Here is a 17,218-nt window from a genome sequence, read left to right as displayed (position 1 = left end):
ATTATCGGCAATTGGCGCGCACTTTCAAAGCCGTATTCCGTTAGAAGGTCAGCGAAGCAAGCGCTGAATGTCCGCCGTTAGGCGAGGGTTTGCGGGTCAATGTCGATAGACCAGCGTACTTTGCGCGCTTCTCGATTGGCCTCTAGCCACTGTACCAGCCAGTTGGCAGCGGCGTGGCGCTGGCTGCGTTTATCGGCCGCCAGCATGATGTGTACATGATAACGGTTTTGACGACGCTCCATGGGGGCTGGAACTGGGCCTAGGCAGCGGACCGGTAGATTTACCATTGTTAACCATTCGCGCAATGCCTGGGCAGCTTGCTGAGCCAAAGACAGAGCCGTTTCTTCTTTGGGACTTTCGAATCGTAGCAGTGCCATAAAGCAAAAAGGTGGCAGTTTTGCGATGCGGCGCTCTTCCAAAAGGTTTCGTGCCAAGGCGCCGTAGCCGTTTTCAGCAAGTTGGCCCAGGTGAGGGTCATCAGGGTGCAGGGTTTGAACCAATACGCGCCCAGGGTGAGCGGCGCGCCCAGCACGCCCAGCCACCTGCTCTAGCAGTTGCGCACTGTGTTCAAGAGCACGAAAGTCGGCAGCGTAGAGCCCGCCGTCAGCATTGACCACCACCACCAGCGTTACATGGGGCAGGTGATGACCTTTGGCAAGCATTTGGGTGCCGACTAGCAGGCAGGGCTCACCTCGCTGAATCTCCTTGAGGATTTTCTCAAAACTCTCTTTTTTACGCGTACTGTCGCGGTCAATACGGTGCACGGTAACGTTAGGGAACAAGCCTTGTAGCGTTTCTTCAGTTCTTTCGGTGCCGCTGCCTAGGGCGCGCAGGTCACCGCTGCCGCACTCAGGGCAGGCGTCTGGCAGGGCGCGGCGGCTATCGCAGTGGTGGCAAGCGAGTAGCGGGGGCTGGCGGTGAAGGGTCATACGTGAGTCGCACTGTCCGCATTCGGCTATCCATCCGCAACTGTGGCAGGCAAGTGTGGGAGCAAAGCCTCGACGATTGATAAATACGAGCGCCTGTTTGCCTGCCTTTAAGGTGTTTTTGATGGCGGCGATAGCGCCGGGGAGAAGCCCGCCTTGGCGTCGCTGGTGGCGTAGATCAATCAATTCGAGTTTGGCGGGCGGGTGACGGCTAGGGCGCTGGGTGAGCCGAAGGTGGCGATAAGTGCCGGAAAGCGCCTGCTGCAGGCTTTCGAAGGAAGGTGTAGCACTGCCCAGTAGCAGCGGAATACTGTGGTAATGCGCCCTGGCCACGGCTAAATCACGAGCATGATAGCGTAGCCCATCGTGCTGCTTGTAAGAGCCATCATGCTCCTCGTCCACAATAATGGCCCCAGGGTTAGCCAGTGGGGTAAAAATTGCCGAACGTGTGCCAATAATCACCAATGCGCGACCATTGGCGGCGGCTTCCCACACATCTAGGCGCTCTGGGTCGGTAAGCCCAGAGTGCAGCGCTACCACCGGCACCTTGAAGCGACTTTTAAAGCGTGCCAGGGTTTGGGGGGTGAGGCCGATTTCAGGTACCAAGACTAGGGACTGCTTGCCCTTGGCTGCGAGAGCTTCTATTAGCTGAAGATATATTTCGGTTTTACCACTGCCGGTAACGCCTTCCAGTAAACAGGGGTGGTAGCTGTCGAGCTTTTCATGCAGCGCGGCAAGCGCAGTAGCTTGCTCTCGATTGAGCGGCAGTGATGGCTCAGCCAACAGGCTGCCACTCGTTGGCTGTGCCGCGGTTAGAGATATTTCCTGGGCACGGGCGAAGCCTTTGTGTTGCAGGGCTAAAAGTTGGTCGCGGGTATAGCCATGAGCGCTAATTGCGCGACCCGCTAGGCCATGTGGGTGCTGGCGTAGCAGTGCATAAAGTTCAGCTTGTTTGGGGGCACGCTGCAGCGGCATGTGATTATCGGTGTCGATTGGCAGCCACAGGGTGTGCGTGCGCCCCGCCATTGGGTGACCCTGGCGTAGCCGGGCAGGCATGGCCATTTGCATGGTGTCGCCCAGGCTATGCTGGTAGTAGCGGGCGGTGAACTGGCACAGCCACTGCCAGTCGTTGGGTAGCGGGGCATCGTCTAGTACCTCGCTAATGGCACGCAGCTTGGAGTGGGGCAGCTCGCTGTCATTGGTAAGCGCTACGACAACGCCGACGACTTCCCGACGGCCGAAGGGAACGCGCACTCTCAGCCCTGTCTGCCAGCCGCACGTTGGCGCTTCGCGTGCTGGCAAATAGTCAAACAGGCGCCGCAGCGGCGATGGCAGGGCGACTTTCAGCACCTTAAAGGGTGGTGAAGCCGCTTCTTTAGGTGGTGCCTGGGTAGAAACAGAATCCGACAATTGGCCTCCGGCGTTTAGTTTGCTAGAATGCGCGGCCGCTATGAATCTATAGGATAGAGCGGCTAACCGGTTAGCAGTTTTTTCCAAACCCGTATGCGGTGCCTGGCAACGGATCAGGTGGCGGCATATAGCTCATGAGGCCCAAGATGAAACAAGGTATTCACCCGAATTACAACACGGTCACCGCCAGCTGCTCTTGCGGCGCAAGCTTCCAGGTAGGTTCTACCTCTGGTCAGGACTTCTCTCTGGACGTGTGCTCCAATTGCCACCCGTTCTACACTGGCAAGCAGAAGCAAGCGACCACTGGTGGCCGCGTAGAGCGCTTCAACAAGCGCTTCGGCGCTGCAGTAAAGCGCGGCTAATCCTAACGGATTTGCTCAATCGCAGGCACATGCTCTGTGCTTGCATAAAAACCCACGCTTCGGCGTGGGTTTTTTTGTGTTCTGAAGGACGTTTTTATCCATGGCTTGCCTATTGGGTTTTTTTTGAGGCGGACGTCTCCGCAGGTGCTTTTATTGCGATTGGCATGTGGGGGGGCGGTTATGTGTGTGTTTCTGTGGAATTAATTTTCATAAAATAGTGCGGTGCATCAATAAGCAAAGCTTTATGGTTGGCGTGTTTATGCATAAGTTTCAGCAAATAACGCTGAAAAGTGACGAACATGAAGGGAATAGAGTTAAAACGATCGTTTTCCAGTTAAGTTTACTACGTGCTTGAGGCGCCTAGGTTTTTTCTATATTCTGATGCGACTTTTCTACTTTAGGCTGATTGGACCTTGACCATGACGGATGCAAATAAGCAAGCGGCTTTGGATTATCACGCTAAACCGATTCCCGGTAAGCTATCTGTGGAGTTAACAAAACCCACGGCTACCGCGCGTGATCTGGCGCTGGCGTATAGCCCTGGCGTTGCTGAGCCGGTTCGCGAAATCGCTCGTGAGGCGGAAAATGCGTATCGCTATACGGGGAAAGGGAATCTGGTCGCTGTTATTTCCGATGGAACCGCCATTTTAGGTCTGGGCAACCTTGGCCCGTTGGCCAGTAAGCCGGTCATGGAAGGCAAGGGTGTGCTCTTTAAGTGCTTTGCTGGTATTAACTCAGTCGATATTGAAGTGGATGCTGAAAGCCCGCAGGCGTTTATCGATACGGTGGCGCGTATTGCGGATACCTGGGGTGGTATTAACCTGGAAGATATCAAAGCACCCGAATGCTTTGAAATCGAAAAAGCCTTGATTGATCGCTGCAGTATTCCAGTATTTCACGATGATCAGCATGGTACGGCCATTGTGACCGCTGCCGGTATGCTTAATGCGCTGGATATTGCCAATAAGCGCATTGAAGATGTGAAGATTGTTTGCATGGGCGCGGGGGCAGCGGCGATTGCCTGCATGCGTTTGCTCGTGTCCTGCGGCGCTAGTAAAAAGAATTTGGTGATGCTTGATCGTCGCGGTGTTATTCACGCTGATCGCGATGGCATTAACGAGTATAAAGCTGAATTCGCCCGCCATACCAATATGCGCACGTTAGACGATGCCATCGACGGTGCTGATGTGTTTATTGGTCTTTCAGGCCCAGGGCTGCTTTCTGCCGAGCAAGTGAAAAAAATGGCCGCAGACCCGGTTATTTTCGCCTGTACTAACCCAGATCCGGAAATTCACCCGGCTGTGGCTCGCGAGGCACGCCCTGATGTGATCATGGCCACCGGCCGTTCGGATTTCCCGAATCAGGTAAATAACGTATTGGGTTTCCCGTTTATTTTCCGGGGTGCTTTGGATGTTCGGGCGACACGCATTAATGAAGCCATGAAGCTGGCTGCTGTCCACGCTCTGAAGGATCTAGCTCGAGAGCCGGTGCCCCAAGAAGTGTTAGATGCCTACGAGCGCACTGAGATGAGCTTTGGGCGTGAGTACATTATCCCGACACCGGTCGATATTCGCCTGCTAGACCGAGTTTCTTCGGCGGTGGCTCAGGCAGCCGTAGACTCAGGTGTGGCGCGTAAGCCTTATCCCGCGCACTATCCGCTCAAAACTATTAATGACGTTTATGGTGCGTAAACTTTTTAGCGCACGTTGATGTATCCTCCGACGCCCGCTGATAGCGGGCGTCGGTGTTTTTGCGAATCGGTTGATTGATGCGCTTTAGTGCTGTTGCGGGTAACGCACCAGTCCCTCTTGAGCGGAGGAGGCCACTAAGAGGCCATCACGACGATAGATGTGGCCTCGCGCTAAGCCACGGGCACCGCCTGCCCAGGGGGAGTCGACTACATAGAGCAACCAGTCATCCAAGCGCGTGTCTGCGTGAAGCCACAAAGCGTGATCTAAGCTTGCGATTCGCAATGTGGGATCGGTGTACTTAATGCCATGAGGAACCAAACCAGTGGTTAACAGGTTGAAATCAGAGGCGTAGGAGAGCAAGTGGCGATGCAGTGCCGGATCGTCAGGCAGTTTGCCACCTGCCAGGCGAAACCATAGGCACTGGCCTGCAGGTGATGCGTTGTCAGGATTACCCTTTAAGTGCAAAAACTCAACGGGGTGGCCAGGGAACCGCGAGTGCTTAACATCGCCACTGTCGATTAGTGCTTCCGGTGTAGGCACGTGGGGCATGGCACGTTGGTGACTGATGCTCTCTTCTGTATTTTGAAAAGACGCGCTGCAGAAGAAAATAGGGCGGCCTTTTTGAATCGCGGTGACGCGCCGTGTCGTAAAGCTGCCACCGTCGCGAATGGTGTCTACCTGATAGACCACTGGACGGTGAGGGTCGCCAGGACGTAAAAAATAGCCATGCTGTGAGTGCGGCCGACGTTCATCGGTAACGGTGCGAGCCGCTGCTGCTAGCGCTTGGCCTAATACTTGGCCGCCGTAAAGCTGAGGAAAACCCAGGTCTTGGCTTTGACCGCGAAATAGAGTCTCTTCGAGGGTTTCTAGCTCTAGTAAACTAACTAGCGTATTCAGCGCATCGTTCATTATCGGTATCCTTGGTGCTGTCTGTTTTATCGCCGATGAGTGCAAGCGTACCCTGTGCGACTATCGTGCTATTAAAACGATCGTTTTGTTACCTTAGCGGAGTTTTCCTTGATACGCAGCGATGAATTTTACATGCACCGAGCGCTTGACCAAGCGCATCTTGCTTTCGAGGCGGGTGAAGTGCCGGTGGGTGCCGTGGTGGTAGATGCCCAGGGAAGTATCATAGGGGTAGGGCGAAATTCGCCGATAGCCAGCTGTGACCCAAGTGGCCACGCTGAAATTCGCGCCCTACGCGAGGCGGGACAGCAGTTGGGTAATTATCGCCTAGAGGGTTGTACGCTGTTTGTCACGCTTGAGCCCTGCATGATGTGTGCGGGTGCCATGATTCACGCGCGGCTGAGTCGTTTGGTGTATGGAGCGCCAGAGCCACGTACCGGCATGGTGGAGTCGAAAGCCAATGTGCTCGCTCAGCCCTGGTTTAATCATCAAGTGTCAGTCACCGGCGGTGTTCTAGCGGCACCGGCAAGAAAGCTGCTTAAACAGTTTTTTGCTGTGAAGCGTTAACACGCCACCACCGTCCCCTAGCTAACAAATGCCTCGGTGTTGGCTACTGTCAGTTACTCAATTGGCGGAACGATATCGAACAGAAACAGTGATTCATCGCTGGCGAGCGTTTGCTCTAACTGAAAGAACTGCTGTCGACTGCGCTCAACATATTCAATCATTTCGTAATAACGGCGGATGTTGCGCACATAGATGACGGGTTCGCCACCTCGTGCGTAGCCGTGGCGGGTTTGGCTATACCACTCCCGTTGCTGAAGCAGAGGGAGGGCGGCGCGCACGTCCTGCCAGTCATTGGGGTCTCCGCCGCGTCCTTCCGTAATCTTGCGGGCATCGTAAAGGTGTCCTAGGCCGACATTGTAGGCTGCCATCGCCATATAAAGGCGGTCATCACCGGTAATGCTTTCTGGCAGGCGATCTTTGATGCTGCGCAGGTAACGAGCACCGCCATCAATGCTCTGGGCTGGGTTAGTGCGGTCAGCGACACCCATCTCGCTGGCGGTTGGGTTGGTCAGCATCATTAGGCCTCGAACCCCAGTAGGAGACACGGCGTTGGGATCCCAGTGAGACTCTTGATACCCCACGGCAGCCAGTAGTTTCCAGTCAAACCCTGTGCTTCGAGCGGCTTCTTTGAAGAGCTCGGTATAGGCTGGCAAGCGCTCATCAAGGTGGGCCAGGAAAGTTCGCGTTCCTACGTACTCTAAGTAGTCATCATGGCCGAAGTAGCGACTCATCAGCTGGTCGAGAGTGCCGCTCTCTTGTAGTGATTGTAGAAATGTATTAGCTGCTTCTAGCAAGCCTAGGCCGCGACCACTCGGCACCGCCCAAACCATTGAGAGTGCATCGTCAAGATAGAAGCCGCGCTCTACGTTGGGAAAAAATAGCCGGTTAAGGCGAAACTGGTGGTCAAAAATAATCGCGGCATCCAGTGTGCCGTCCTCTACCCTGGCTAATAGGTCGGCCACCTCAATCTCGCGGATCTCTTTCCAGCTCAAGTTTGGATAATCTTTCTGTAGCGTGATGAGTGCTTGTTCAGTGCCTGTGCCGCTGAGCGTGGCCAGCTGCAAGCCGACTAAATCGCTCGGTTCATTGATGCTATTGAGCCCGCGGCGGTACACCACCAACGGCTGCATTTGGATAATTGGTCGCGTGTAGTGAATACCCGGCGTGCCAGTGATTAGTGGTAGTGCCGCCGCACCTAGGTCGCCTTGTTCACGCACTGCTGGGACTACGCTCTCGGGGGAGTGGCTGGCATTCAGGTTTAAGCTGATATCTAAATAGTCAGCAAAACGTTGCATCAACTCATATTCGAAGCCGGTTGGGCCTTGGCGGCCTTCGTAATAGGTGATGGGGGTGTTGCGGGTATGGACGGTAATAAAGTCTTTTGCGGTGATCTGGGCTAAGTGTTCACTTGGAGGTACCCATGACGTATGCGGCACCATGACGAGAATAATCGTGGCGATCACGGAAAAATAGGCGTTGGCACACGCCATAAAATGTCGGCAAATCAACGTCAGCATGGTGTCTTTCTAGTGTGAAGCAGTCTGTAACGATACCCAGCCTGGCCGGTGCTGTCACCTTGTTGATTTCGTGTGGCCGCCGCTTTCCAGTATCATAGGCTCAATCAGTGCCATAAAAGAAGGCCGCGCTGCGGTCCATTGGTTTCTTGCTTGAACTCTTCCTGCTTTAGAGGCTCCCAGATATGCTCGAACTGCGAGGCGCACCCGCCCTTTCTGCCTTCCGCCATGAACGGCTGCTAACGGTGTTGCGTGAACGTGTTCCGGAGGTGGAGGCGCTGTGCGCCCATTACGTCCACTTCATTGATCACCACGAGAAGCTGGATGATGCCGCCCAGGAGTGTTTGGCCAAGCTACTTGATTATGGTAGCCACGCAAGCCAAGACACCCCTGAAAACGCCCAGCGCTTCCTGGTTGTGCCCCGTTTAGGCACCCAGTCGCCATGGTCTTCTAAAGCAACTGATATTGCTCATAACTGTGGGCTGCACCAGATTGATCGCATCGAACGTGGTGTCGATTATCGGGTAGCGCTGCGCAGTGAGCCTAGCACTGAACAATTAGGTGTGATCAGCGCGTTACTGCACGATCGTATGACGGAAAATGTGTTGGCTGATGTTGCTGACGCGGTCAAGTTGTTCGCTCATCAGGCACCTGCGCCACTGGGAAGTGTTGATATTTTGGAAGGCGGCCGCGAAGCGTTGGCGACGGCCAACCGAGAGTTAGGGCTAGCGCTTGCCGATGATGAAATCGATTATCTGGTCGCGGCGTTTATTGAGCTTGGCCGTAACCCTAGTGATGTCGAGCTGATGATGTTCGCTCAGGCGAACTCAGAGCACTGCCGCCACAAAATCTTTAATGCGGACTGGGTTATCGACGGTGAAGCCCAGAGTCATTCGCTGTTTAAGATGATTAAGAACACCTTTGCGACCTCACCGGATAACGTGCTCTCGGCCTATAGCGACAACGCGGCGGTGATCAAGGGCAGCCAGGGGGGGCGCTTCTTCCCCACGCCGCTGACTGGCGCTAAGGGTGAGCGGGCTAGCTACGACGCCCACCAAGAGCCCATTCACATTCTGATGAAGGTGGAAACCCACAACCACCCTACAGCGATTGCACCATTCCCAGGCGCGGCGACCGGCTCTGGCGGTGAAATACGTGATGAGGGGGCGACCGGTATCGGCGGTAAGCCGAAGGCGGGTCTGTCAGGCTTTACCGTCTCTAACCTACGTATCCCCGAGTTTGTGCAGCCCTGGGAAGCGTTTGACTATGGCAAGCCCGAGCGTATGCAGTCAGCGCTGCAAATTATGCTGGATGGCCCCATCGGTGGTGCGGCGTTTAATAATGAATTTGGCCGGCCGAATCTGACGGGCTACTTCCGCACCTACGAGCAGGATACGCTGAGCGACGATGGCATCGAGCGTCGCGGCTTCCACAAGCCAATTATGCTGGCCGGTGGTTATGGCAATATTCGTGCTCACCATGTGCAAAAAGGTGAAATTCCCGTTGGTGGCAAGCTAATCGTGATGGGTGGCCCAGCCATGCTGATCGGTTTGGGCGGTGGTGCTGCATCTAGCATGGCGTCAGGCGAGTCTAGTGCGGACTTGGATTTTGCCTCGGTACAGCGGGAAAATCCGGAAATTGAACGTCGCGCCCAAGAAGTCATCGACCGCTGCTGGGCGCTGGGCGATAAAAACCCGATTCGCTTTATTCACGACGTTGGCGCAGGCGGGCTTTCCAATGCACTGCCGGAGTTGGTTAAAGACGGTAATCGCGGTGGTCTATTCAACCTGCGTGCAGTGCCCAACGCCGAGCCGGGCATGAGCCCGCTGGAAATTTGGTGCAACGAAGCCCAAGAGCGTTATGTGCTGGCTGTTGCCCCCGATGACCTGGATACCTTCGATGCACTGTGCAAGCGCGAACGCTGTCCCTATGCGGTGGTCGGCGAGGCCATGGAGCATCATCACCTGGAAGTTCGCGACGGCCATTTTGATACCAAGCCGGTCGACCTTCCGATGAGTGTGTTGTTTGGTAAGCCGCCGAAGATGACGCGTTCATTTGAGCGTCAAACCCCTGAGTTGTCTGGCGTCATGCTCGACAATCTGGATCTACGCGAAGCGATGGATCGGGTGCTGCGCCTGCCAGCCGTCGCATCGAAGAGCTTTTTGATTACCATTGGCGACCGCTCAATTACCGGTCAAGTCGCCCGAGACCAGATGGTGGGTCCATGGCAAGTACCGGTGGCCGACGTTGCTGTGACCACCGCAAGCTTCGATACCCACGCCGGTGAAGCCATGGCAATGGGCGAACGTCCGCCGGTAGCACTGATTAACCCTGCTGCCAGCGCCCGCCTAGCCGTTGCCGAGGCGATTACTAACTTAGCCGCTGCGCCAATTGCCAAGCTGTCGGATATTAAGCTGTCTGCTAACTGGATGAGCGCCGCTGACCACCCCGGTGAAAACCAGGCACTCTATGATGCTGTATACGCGGTAGGTATGGAGCTATGTCCGGCGCTAGGTATTGCCATTCCAGTGGGTAAGGACTCCATGTCCATGCGCACCGCTTGGCAGGAAGGTGACGAGGCTGACGAAAAGAGCATCACATCGCCGCTTTCACTGGTGGTGACGGGGTTTGCACCGGTGACCGATGCCATGGCGACGTTGACCCCGCAAATCAACCTGGATCAGGATGAATCAGACCTGATTCTGATCGACCTGGGTAATGGACAAAACCGCTTAGGTGGTTCTGCGCTGGCGCAAGTCTATGGTCAAGTCGGTAACGACTGTCCTGACGTCGACGACCCAGAAGACCTGAAAGCGTTTTTCGAGGTGATTCAGGGGCTCAATCGTGATGGCAAGTTGCTGGCCTATCATGACCGTAGCGATGGCGGCCTGTTAGTGACACTGCTGGAAATGGCCTTTGCTGCCCATGCAGGTCTGGAAATCAAGCTGGACTGGCTGATTGATGAGCCGGTGGAGGCGTTCAATGCGTTGTTCTCCGAAGAGCTGGGTGCCGTCATTCAAGTAAATCGAGAGCACACTGAAGAAGTGCTCACGCAGTTTGCTGTTGCAGGTATCGAAACATGCGGTGTTATTGCGCGTCCTCGTTACGATGATCAAGTACGGGTAACGCTGTTTGAAGAGCCGCTGCTGGAAACCACTCGTCAACTGACTCAGCGCACCTGGGCTGAGACCAGCTACCGCATGCAGGCGCTGCGTGATAACCCTGAGTGTGCCAAGAACGAATTTGATAGCCTGCTGGACGTTCGTGATCCTGGCCTAAGTGCCGAGCCTAGCTTTGATATTAATGATGATATCAGCGCGCCGTTTATCAACACCGCCAAGCCCGCTGTTGCCGTACTGCGCGAGCAAGGCGTCAATGGTCAGGTCGAGATGGCCTGGGCGTTCCACAAAGCGGGCTTCGATGCAGTGGATGTGCATATGAGCGACATCCTGGAAGGGCGTGTTTCCCTCGATGAGTTCAAAGGACTAGTCGCCTGCGGGGGCTTCTCGTATGGCGATGTACTGGGCGCAGGCGGCGGTTGGGCGAAATCGGTGCTTTTCAATGAGCGCGCCCGTGAGCAGTTTGCGAGTTTCTTCACCCGTGATGACAGCTTCTCGCTGGGTGTGTGCAACGGCTGTCAGATGCTTTCGCAACTGAAATCATTGATTCCGGGCGCTGAAAGCTGGCCGGCGTTTGAGCGTAACGAATCTGAGCAGTTCGAAGCACGCGTGGCGATGGTACGGGTAGAGAAAAGCCCGTCGATTCTGCTGGCAGGCATGGAAGGCTCTAAGCTGCCGATTGCCGTAGCCCACGGCGAAGGGCGCGCTGAATTCCGCGATACCGCGCACTTGCGCAGTATGCAGTCCAGCAGCCAAGTGGCGCTGCGTTATATTGACAACTACGGCCAGGTAACGACCCGCTATCCCGCCAACCCCAACGGCTCACCGTCAGGAATCACCGGCCTTACCACCTCGGACGGCCGCGTGACCATCATGATGCCTCACCCTGAGCGGGTGACTCGTGCGGTTACTAACTCTTGGCGACCAGCTGAATGGACTGAGGATGGTGCTTGGCTGCGCTTATTCCGTAACGCCCGTGTGTGGCTGGGCTGATTCCTGTCCATGCGCATGAAAAAGCGGCCTGCGGGCCGCTTTTTTCCTGTAGAGAGAAGTGGTTCCTTTGATGATAGGAATGAAATGAAACGTTTGTTTGAAAATGTCTTGTCTTCGCGCCACACTCAGTTCACAGGCGCGTTTGTCACTTTATAAGCGCATCATTTCACAAGCACAGTTATCGCCAATCGGTGGCGAGCCAAAGGAATCTTCTGGGAGCTCGAATGCATCAAATCTTCAATGAACGTGTAACGCTGACCTTCACCGACCAGGTGGCCGAGGTCATGTTGTCGCGACCTGACCATCACAATGGTTTGGATTGGGCCATGATCGACGGCTTGCTGGCCGCCCAGCAGTGTTTGACCCAGCTCAGCGGAGTGCGTGCCGTGGTCTTAAGCGGCGATGGTGAAAGCTTTTGCGCCGGGCTCGACATGGCGTCGATCATGAGCGAGGCGGAGCGATTGCCCACTCTGCTGGCGCCTGACGAAGCGGGTATCAACCCGGTTCAGCGCTTGGCTCTAGGCTGGCGCGAGGCGGGCGTTCCCGTGGTGGCCGCCTTGCACGGCCATGTCTACGGCGGCGGCTTGCAGATAGCCTTGGGCGCCGATATTCGTATTATCCACCCGCGCGCACGTCTGGCGCTGCTGGAGATCGACTGGGGTATCATCCCTGATATGGCTATTAGCGTGACTGGAGCGGGGCTGCGCCAGGACGTGCTTCAGGAACTGGCGATCAGTGGGCGCAAGGTATCAGGGGAAGAGGCTTATCAGCTGGGCTTGGCTAGCCGCCTGAGCGATACGCCCCAGGAAGCTGCTCGGGAAACCGCTGCGCTTATCGCCTCGCGCTCACCTCGGGCGGTGGCTGCGGCTCGTGAGCTGTTCGCTCGTGGGCCGATGCTGGCCCATGGCGATCGTCTGGCCCTCGAAGCGCATTTGCAGCAGCAGCTTTTGGCTGGCGCCGAGCACCGCGAAGCGGTGAGTGCAAGAATGGAGCGTCGCGCCCCGCGTTTCGACTGACATGCCTCAATTCAGCCCTTGCACCGAAGCTATTTCTGGCTCGCCACCTTGCTTACGTCCTTACCAACAAGAGGCGGTAAAGCGTGTGGTGGAGCACTTCCGTGCGACCAGTGCGCCTGCGGTGGTGGTATTGCCCACGGGTAGCGGTAAGTCGCTGGTAATTGCTGAGCTTGCCAGACTAGCCCGTGGTCGCGTGCTGGTGCTGGCTCACGTGCGTGAGCTGGTCGAGCAAAATCATGCCAAGTACCAAGCCTACGGACTTGAGGCAGATATTTTTAGCGCTGGCCTCAAGCATAAAGAAGCCAGTCGACAAGTGGTGTTTGGCTCGGTGCAGTCGGTGGTGCGCAACCTAGAGCGCTTCAGTGACGCCAGTTTTACGTTACTGGTGATTGATGAGTGCCACCGGGTATCGTTGGAAAAAGATGCTAGCTATCGCCAGGTTATTGAACATCTTCAGCATCACAACCCGCAGCTGAAAATTCTCGGCTTAACCGCTACGCCGTTTCGGTTGGGGCAGGGGTTTATCTACCACCGACATTATCATGGCATGGTACGCGGCGATGAAGCGTGCTTATTTGCCGACTGTGTCTTTGAGCAGCCGCTACGGCTAATGGTGAAACAAGGCTTTTTGGCGGAGCCCAAGCGGCTAGATATGGCTATTGAAGGCTATGATTTCTCCGCCTTGGCTCCTGCCTCCAGTGGACTGTTTCGTGAGCAAGAGCTTAATCGCGTTGTTGCCGGCAGCCGAGCTACGCCAAGGATCATTCAGCAGGTGGTTGAGTACGCCGAGGAGCGTCAAGGCGTGATGATTTTTGCCGCCACGGTTGCTCATGCCGAAGAAATTATCAGTTACTTACCTACGAACCAAGCGGCACTAATTACCGGTGCGACGGTCTCCCAAGAGCGCACTTCGCTTATTGAGGCGTTTAAGGCACGCGAGCTTAAGTTTCTGGTCAATGTGGCCGTGCTAACCACAGGGTTCGATGCGCCTCATGTGGATTTGATCGCCATTCTGCGGCCCACTGAGTCGGTGAGCCTTTATCAGCAGATTGTAGGCCGAGGGCTGCGCTTATCGCCGGGTAAAGCCAACTGCCTAGTGCTGGACTTCGCAGGCAACCCCTGGGACCTTTATGCGCCGGAAGTAGGCGAGCCAAAACCAGACAGCGACAGCGAACCGGTTCAGGTTGAGTGCCCAGCTTGTGGTCATGCCAATCTGTTCTGGGGTAAACGTGATGGAGAGTTGGTGATTGAGCATTTTGGCCGTCGCTGCCAGGGATTGGTGGATAACCCCAATCCGCCTGCTAAGGCGGGCAAGGGCCGGCAGGGCGCCGATCAAAAACAGTGTGATTTTCGTTTTCGCTTTAAGGTCTGTGAGCAATGTGGCGCTGAAAATGATATTGCCGCCCGCCGCTGTCACGGCTGCGAGCAACTGTTGGTGGATGCCGACGATAAGCTCAAAGACGCCCTCAAATTAAAAGATGCCAACGTACTGCGAGTCAGCGGTATGCAGTTAGAGGCCACGACCAACGGGCGGGGGCTACCGCGTTTAAAAGTCACGTATTACGATGAAGATGGCGCGAGCTTGGCGGAGTGGTTTGCGCTGGAAACACCTGCTCAGCGGCGGGCATTTTATGCTGTTTTTTTACGCAATCACCTGCGTGCGCCAGGCACTAATTGGCAGCCTGTTACGCCAGCCGAGGTGGTCGAAGAGCAGCGACGGCTGCGCCACCCAGACTTTGTCGTTGGCCGTAAAGTCGGACGGCACTGGAAGCTTCGCGATAAGCTGTTTGACTATCAAGGGCGCTATCGCAAGGCGGCTGAGGCTGGGTAGCGATAATGCCTCAATAGGCGACACGCTGTTACACTGGCGAGCATGGACACTTAACTTACCATGGACGTTTAACTAACCATGGATGTTTAACTAAAGGAACACGCCCCGCGTGAGCGAGACGCCAAACGCAACCGTTGATCACGAGCTTATAGAGCCAACTGCTGAACCGGTAGTAGAGGCGCTTGGGCGCCTGTTTGATGAGCCGATCATGCAGCTGCCGGAGGATCTTTACATACCACCAGAGGCGCTGCGGGTGTTTCTGGAAGCCTTCGAGGGGCCGCTCGATCTGCTGCTCTATCTTATTCGCCGTCAGAACCTGGATATTTTGACGATCAATGTGGCGACGATTACTCATCAATACATTGAATATGTGGAACTGATGAAAGCCATGGAGATTGAGCTGGCCGGAGAGTACTTGTTAATGGCCGCCATGCTAGCGGAAATTAAATCCCGCACACTGCTGCCACGTCCACCGAAGGCAGAAGGCGAGGAGGAAGAGGATCCCAGGGCTGAGCTGATTCGCCGCCTGCAAGAGTATGAACGCTTAAAAGAAGCGGCCGAAACGTTGGATACGCTGCCTCGGGTAGGGCGTGACTGGTTTAGTGTACAGGCGGGGCTGCCACCGTTAGAGGCGCGGGTGATTCATCCTGATGTAGGGTTAGACGAGCTGCTGGGGGCGCTGTCGGATATTCTAAAACGCGCTGAGCTGGCGCAAGCCCACCAAATCAGTCGTGAGGTGCTCTCTACCCGCGAACGTATGCTGAAAATTATGGAGCAGTTACACCATGATGGTGACCACCAGCGCTATACCCCGTTTGAAGCGTTATTCACGCTGGAGGAGGGGCGAGCTGGGGTTGTTGTTACGTTTATGGCCATTTTAGAGCTGGCCAAAGAAGCCATGATCGAAATTGTTCAGAATGCGCCACTTTCACCCATCCATGTGCGTGCGCGTCAAGCTGCCTTGGCGGATGGTGAAGAGAGCGCGTTTGAAGAGGCCGACCCAGAAGATGACGCTGCTGAATCAGCGTTTGAAGAGTCGGCATTTGAACCTGACGAGGAGTCGTCGTGAGAGACACCACGTTAGACGACATTATTGAAGCGGCGCTGCTTGCCGCAGGTGAGCCGCTTTCCCTAGAGCGGCTTGAAACGCTGTTTTTAGAGGATGAATGCCCATCTAAAAAAGCCTTGCGGGATGCCTTGGCTCGCCTTGTTTTGCGTCATGAAGAAGGTGCGCTGGAGCTCGTAGAAACGGCGTCAGGATTTCAGCTGCGTATTCGGCCACGACTCTCTCATTGGGTGTCGCGCCTATGGGATGAGCGGCCGCAGCGTTACTCACGGGCACTGCTGGAAACGCTGGCACTGATTGCCTATCGCCAGCCAGTGACGCGGGGGGATATTGAAGATGTGCGTGGTGTGAGTGTCAGTAGCTCTATTATGCGCACGCTAATGGAACGGGGTTGGGTCCGTGTGGTAGGTCATCGAGATGTGCCTGGGCGCCCAGCTGTCTACGCCACTACCCGCAGCTTTTTGGATGATTTTGGCCTGAAAACCTTGGATGCATTGCCACCGATGCATGAGCTGGTCAATGCCGATGATAGCGACAGTGCTATTGAACTAGGCGGCAATGTTAGTGAGCTAGAAGAGAGCACGAGTAGCCAAGAAGAACGGATTAGCGATCAGGCGGAAAGCATTCATAACCAAGAAGAGGTGACGTCCGCACTGGACGAGACGCTAGAAACCGTGCAGGATGCGCCACCCCAGAGTGAAGAGATAATCTCAGCTGAGATTGTTGCGACAGAGATAGCTGACAAACACGCCGAGACGGCGTTAACCCAGCCGCTGAGTTTTGCCGATTTAGAGGCGCGCCTAGCGGCACGTGCGCAGCACAATGACGATGATGCGCGCACGCAGACTAACGATGTGAGGTCAGACGACCATGAGTCAGAGCAATAACACCACGCCCCCCACCAGTGAAAAGCTGCAAAAAGTATTGGCCCGGGCAGGGCTGGGGTCACGCCGTGAAATGGAAACGGCCATTTCCGACGGTCGGGTAAAGGTTAATAGCCAGGTAGCCAAGTTAGGCGATCGAGTAGAGGCCCGCGATAAGGTAAGTTTTGATGATCGCCCTGTATCGCTGCGGCCCGAAGAGGAAGTGCCGCGCCGAGTGATTATGTACAACAAGCCGGAAGGTGAGTTGTGCACGCGCAAAGACCCAGAAGGGCGTCGCACGGTGTTTGAGCGCTTACCACGTCTGAAAGGTGAGCGCTGGATTGCCATTGGTCGCTTGGATATTAACACCAGCGGCTTGCTGCTATTCACGACAGATGGCGAGCTTGCTAACCGACTGATGCACCCTTCGACCCAGGTAGAGCGTGAGTACGCGGTTCGAGTAATGGGTGAGGTCAAACGTGAGCATATTGTCGCCATGGTTGACGGTGTGATGCTGGAAGATGGTCCCGCGCGTTTTACTGACGTGCAGGAGTTTGGCGGCGAAGGCATTAATACCTGGTTCCACGTGGTGATTTTAGAAGGTCGTAACCGCGAAGTTCGTCGCCTGTGGGAATCCCAGGGGCTCACGGTTAGTCGCCTGAAGCGAGTGCGCTACGGCAATATCTTCCTTGATAAGCGTGCCAAAGCGGGCGAGTGGGTTGAGCTTTCCCAGGATGAAGTCGATGACTTGGCCACGTTGGCAAACCTGGAAACCCGCAAGGTACCAGCATTAACGCCAGATGAGAAAAACCGCTGGAGCCGTGATAAACACAAGCGTCGCCCAGTTCAAGCGATGCGTAAGCCTAAGCGTAGCTAAGGTCGTGGTTAAGGACGTATTTAAGAATAACTGATAATAGTTAACAGAGAGTGGTTTTTGGCGGGTGTCTATCGGTA

12 protein-coding genes are annotated in these 17,218 nt (G+C 55.4%); 9 read left to right on the top strand and 3 right to left on the bottom strand.

Going from position 1 to position 17,218, the window contains the following annotated elements; all coding sequences use genetic code 11:
* Positions 1-77: 77 nt before the first annotated feature.
* Positions 78-2,336, bottom strand: coding sequence for a primosomal protein N' (locus tag HZS79_RS15160; RefSeq protein ID WP_218928024.1), 2,259 nt, complete (start codon positions 2,334-2,336; stop codon positions 78-80).
* Positions 2,337-2,482: 146 nt separating this feature from the next.
* Between HZS79_RS15160 and rpmE the strand changes: the two genes are divergently transcribed.
* Entirely contained in the window at positions 2,483-2,698 is a 216-nt protein-coding gene (gene rpmE, locus HZS79_RS15155) for a 50S ribosomal protein L31 (RefSeq protein ID WP_009724828.1), read from the top strand.
* Positions 2,699-3,117: 419 nt separating this feature from the next.
* Positions 3,118-4,389, top strand: coding sequence for a malic enzyme-like NAD(P)-binding protein (locus tag HZS79_RS15150; RefSeq protein ID WP_162218949.1), 1,272 nt, complete (start codon positions 3,118-3,120; stop codon positions 4,387-4,389).
* An 84-nt stretch (positions 4,390-4,473) separates the two neighbouring features.
* On the opposite strand, the gene HZS79_RS15145 is transcribed toward HZS79_RS15150, so the two are convergent.
* The gene (locus HZS79_RS15145; RefSeq protein ID WP_179928293.1) at positions 4,474-5,298 is read right to left on the bottom strand and encodes an acyl-CoA thioesterase; all 825 of its coding nucleotides are present in this window, start codon (positions 5,296-5,298) and stop codon (positions 4,474-4,476) included.
* A 111-nt stretch (positions 5,299-5,409) separates the two neighbouring features.
* Here HZS79_RS15145 and tadA point away from each other — a divergent pair, with 111 nt between their 5' ends.
* A complete protein-coding gene (gene tadA, locus HZS79_RS15140) occupies positions 5,410-5,862 on the top strand; it encodes a tRNA adenosine(34) deaminase TadA (RefSeq protein ID WP_340159025.1) in 453 nt (150 codons plus the stop codon).
* 53 nt (positions 5,863-5,915) lie between these two features.
* Here the strand turns inward: tadA and mltF are convergent, their stop codons facing one another.
* A complete protein-coding gene (gene mltF / locus HZS79_RS15135) occupies positions 5,916-7,379 on the bottom strand; it encodes a membrane-bound lytic murein transglycosylase MltF (RefSeq protein ID WP_179928291.1) in 1,464 nt (487 codons plus the stop codon).
* Between the two features lie 182 nt (positions 7,380-7,561).
* Here mltF and purL point away from each other — a divergent pair, with 182 nt between their 5' ends.
* The 6 genes from purL to rluB all read left to right on the top strand — a co-directional run bounded on the left by purL (position 7,562) and on the right by rluB (position 17,141).
* On the top strand, positions 7,562-11,488 hold the full coding sequence (gene purL, locus HZS79_RS15130; protein ID WP_162218945.1) for a phosphoribosylformylglycinamidine synthase: 3,927 nt from the start codon (positions 7,562-7,564) through the stop codon (positions 11,486-11,488).
* A 224-nt stretch (positions 11,489-11,712) separates the two neighbouring features.
* The gene (locus HZS79_RS15125) at positions 11,713-12,504 is read left to right on the top strand and encodes a crotonase/enoyl-CoA hydratase family protein (RefSeq protein WP_179928290.1); all 792 of its coding nucleotides are present in this window, start codon (positions 11,713-11,715) and stop codon (positions 12,502-12,504) included.
* Between the two features lies 1 nt (position 12,505).
* Positions 12,506-14,335, top strand: coding sequence for a DNA repair helicase RadD (gene radD, locus HZS79_RS15120; protein ID WP_179928289.1), 1,830 nt, complete (start codon positions 12,506-12,508; stop codon positions 14,333-14,335).
* Between the two features lie 109 nt (positions 14,336-14,444).
* Complete coding sequence (locus tag HZS79_RS15115; protein ID WP_179928288.1) at positions 14,445-15,404, top strand: segregation/condensation protein A; 960 nt, start codon at positions 14,445-14,447, stop codon at positions 15,402-15,404.
* Complete coding sequence (gene scpB / locus HZS79_RS15110) at positions 15,401-16,288, top strand: SMC-Scp complex subunit ScpB (protein ID WP_179928287.1); 888 nt, start codon at positions 15,401-15,403, stop codon at positions 16,286-16,288. Before HZS79_RS15115 ends, scpB begins: the two co-directional genes overlap by 4 nt.
* Positions 16,272-17,141 (top strand): 23S rRNA pseudouridine(2605) synthase RluB, encoded by an 870-nt coding sequence (rluB, locus tag HZS79_RS15105; RefSeq protein WP_162218940.1) that lies wholly within the window; start codon positions 16,272-16,274, stop codon positions 17,139-17,141. The genes scpB and rluB overlap by 17 nt, the downstream gene beginning before the upstream one ends.
* Positions 17,142-17,218 lie beyond the last annotated feature (77 nt).

The sequence above is a fragment of the Vreelandella zhaodongensis genome, from assembly GCF_013415115.1.
GTDB lineage: Bacteria > Pseudomonadota > Gammaproteobacteria > Pseudomonadales > Halomonadaceae > Vreelandella > Vreelandella zhaodongensis.
Note: the sequence above shows the minus strand (reverse complement) of the source record. Positions and strands in the feature narration are given on the sequence as shown.

Excerpts from the sequence above, each read along its gene's own strand:
- HZS79_RS15125 (WP_179928290.1), top strand. The coding sequence starts at position 11,713 with ATGCATCAAATCTTCAATGAACGTGTAACGCTGACCTTCACCGACCAG.
- HZS79_RS15145 (WP_179928293.1), bottom strand. The coding sequence starts at position 5,298 with ATGAACGATGCGCTGAATACGCTAGTTAGTTTACTAGAGCTAGAAACC.
- rluB (WP_162218940.1), top strand. The coding sequence starts at position 16,272 with ATGAGTCAGAGCAATAACACCACGCCCCCCACCAGTGAAAAGCTGCAA.
- HZS79_RS15150 (WP_162218949.1), top strand. The coding sequence starts at position 3,118 with ATGACGGATGCAAATAAGCAAGCGGCTTTGGATTATCACGCTAAACCG.
- radD (WP_179928289.1), top strand. The coding sequence starts at position 12,506 with ATGCCTCAATTCAGCCCTTGCACCGAAGCTATTTCTGGCTCGCCACCT.
- purL (WP_162218945.1), top strand. The coding sequence starts at position 7,562 with ATGCTCGAACTGCGAGGCGCACCCGCCCTTTCTGCCTTCCGCCATGAA.
- mltF (WP_179928291.1), bottom strand. The coding sequence starts at position 7,379 with ATGCTGACGTTGATTTGCCGACATTTTATGGCGTGTGCCAACGCCTAT.
- rpmE (WP_009724828.1), top strand. The coding sequence starts at position 2,483 with ATGAAACAAGGTATTCACCCGAATTACAACACGGTCACCGCCAGCTGC.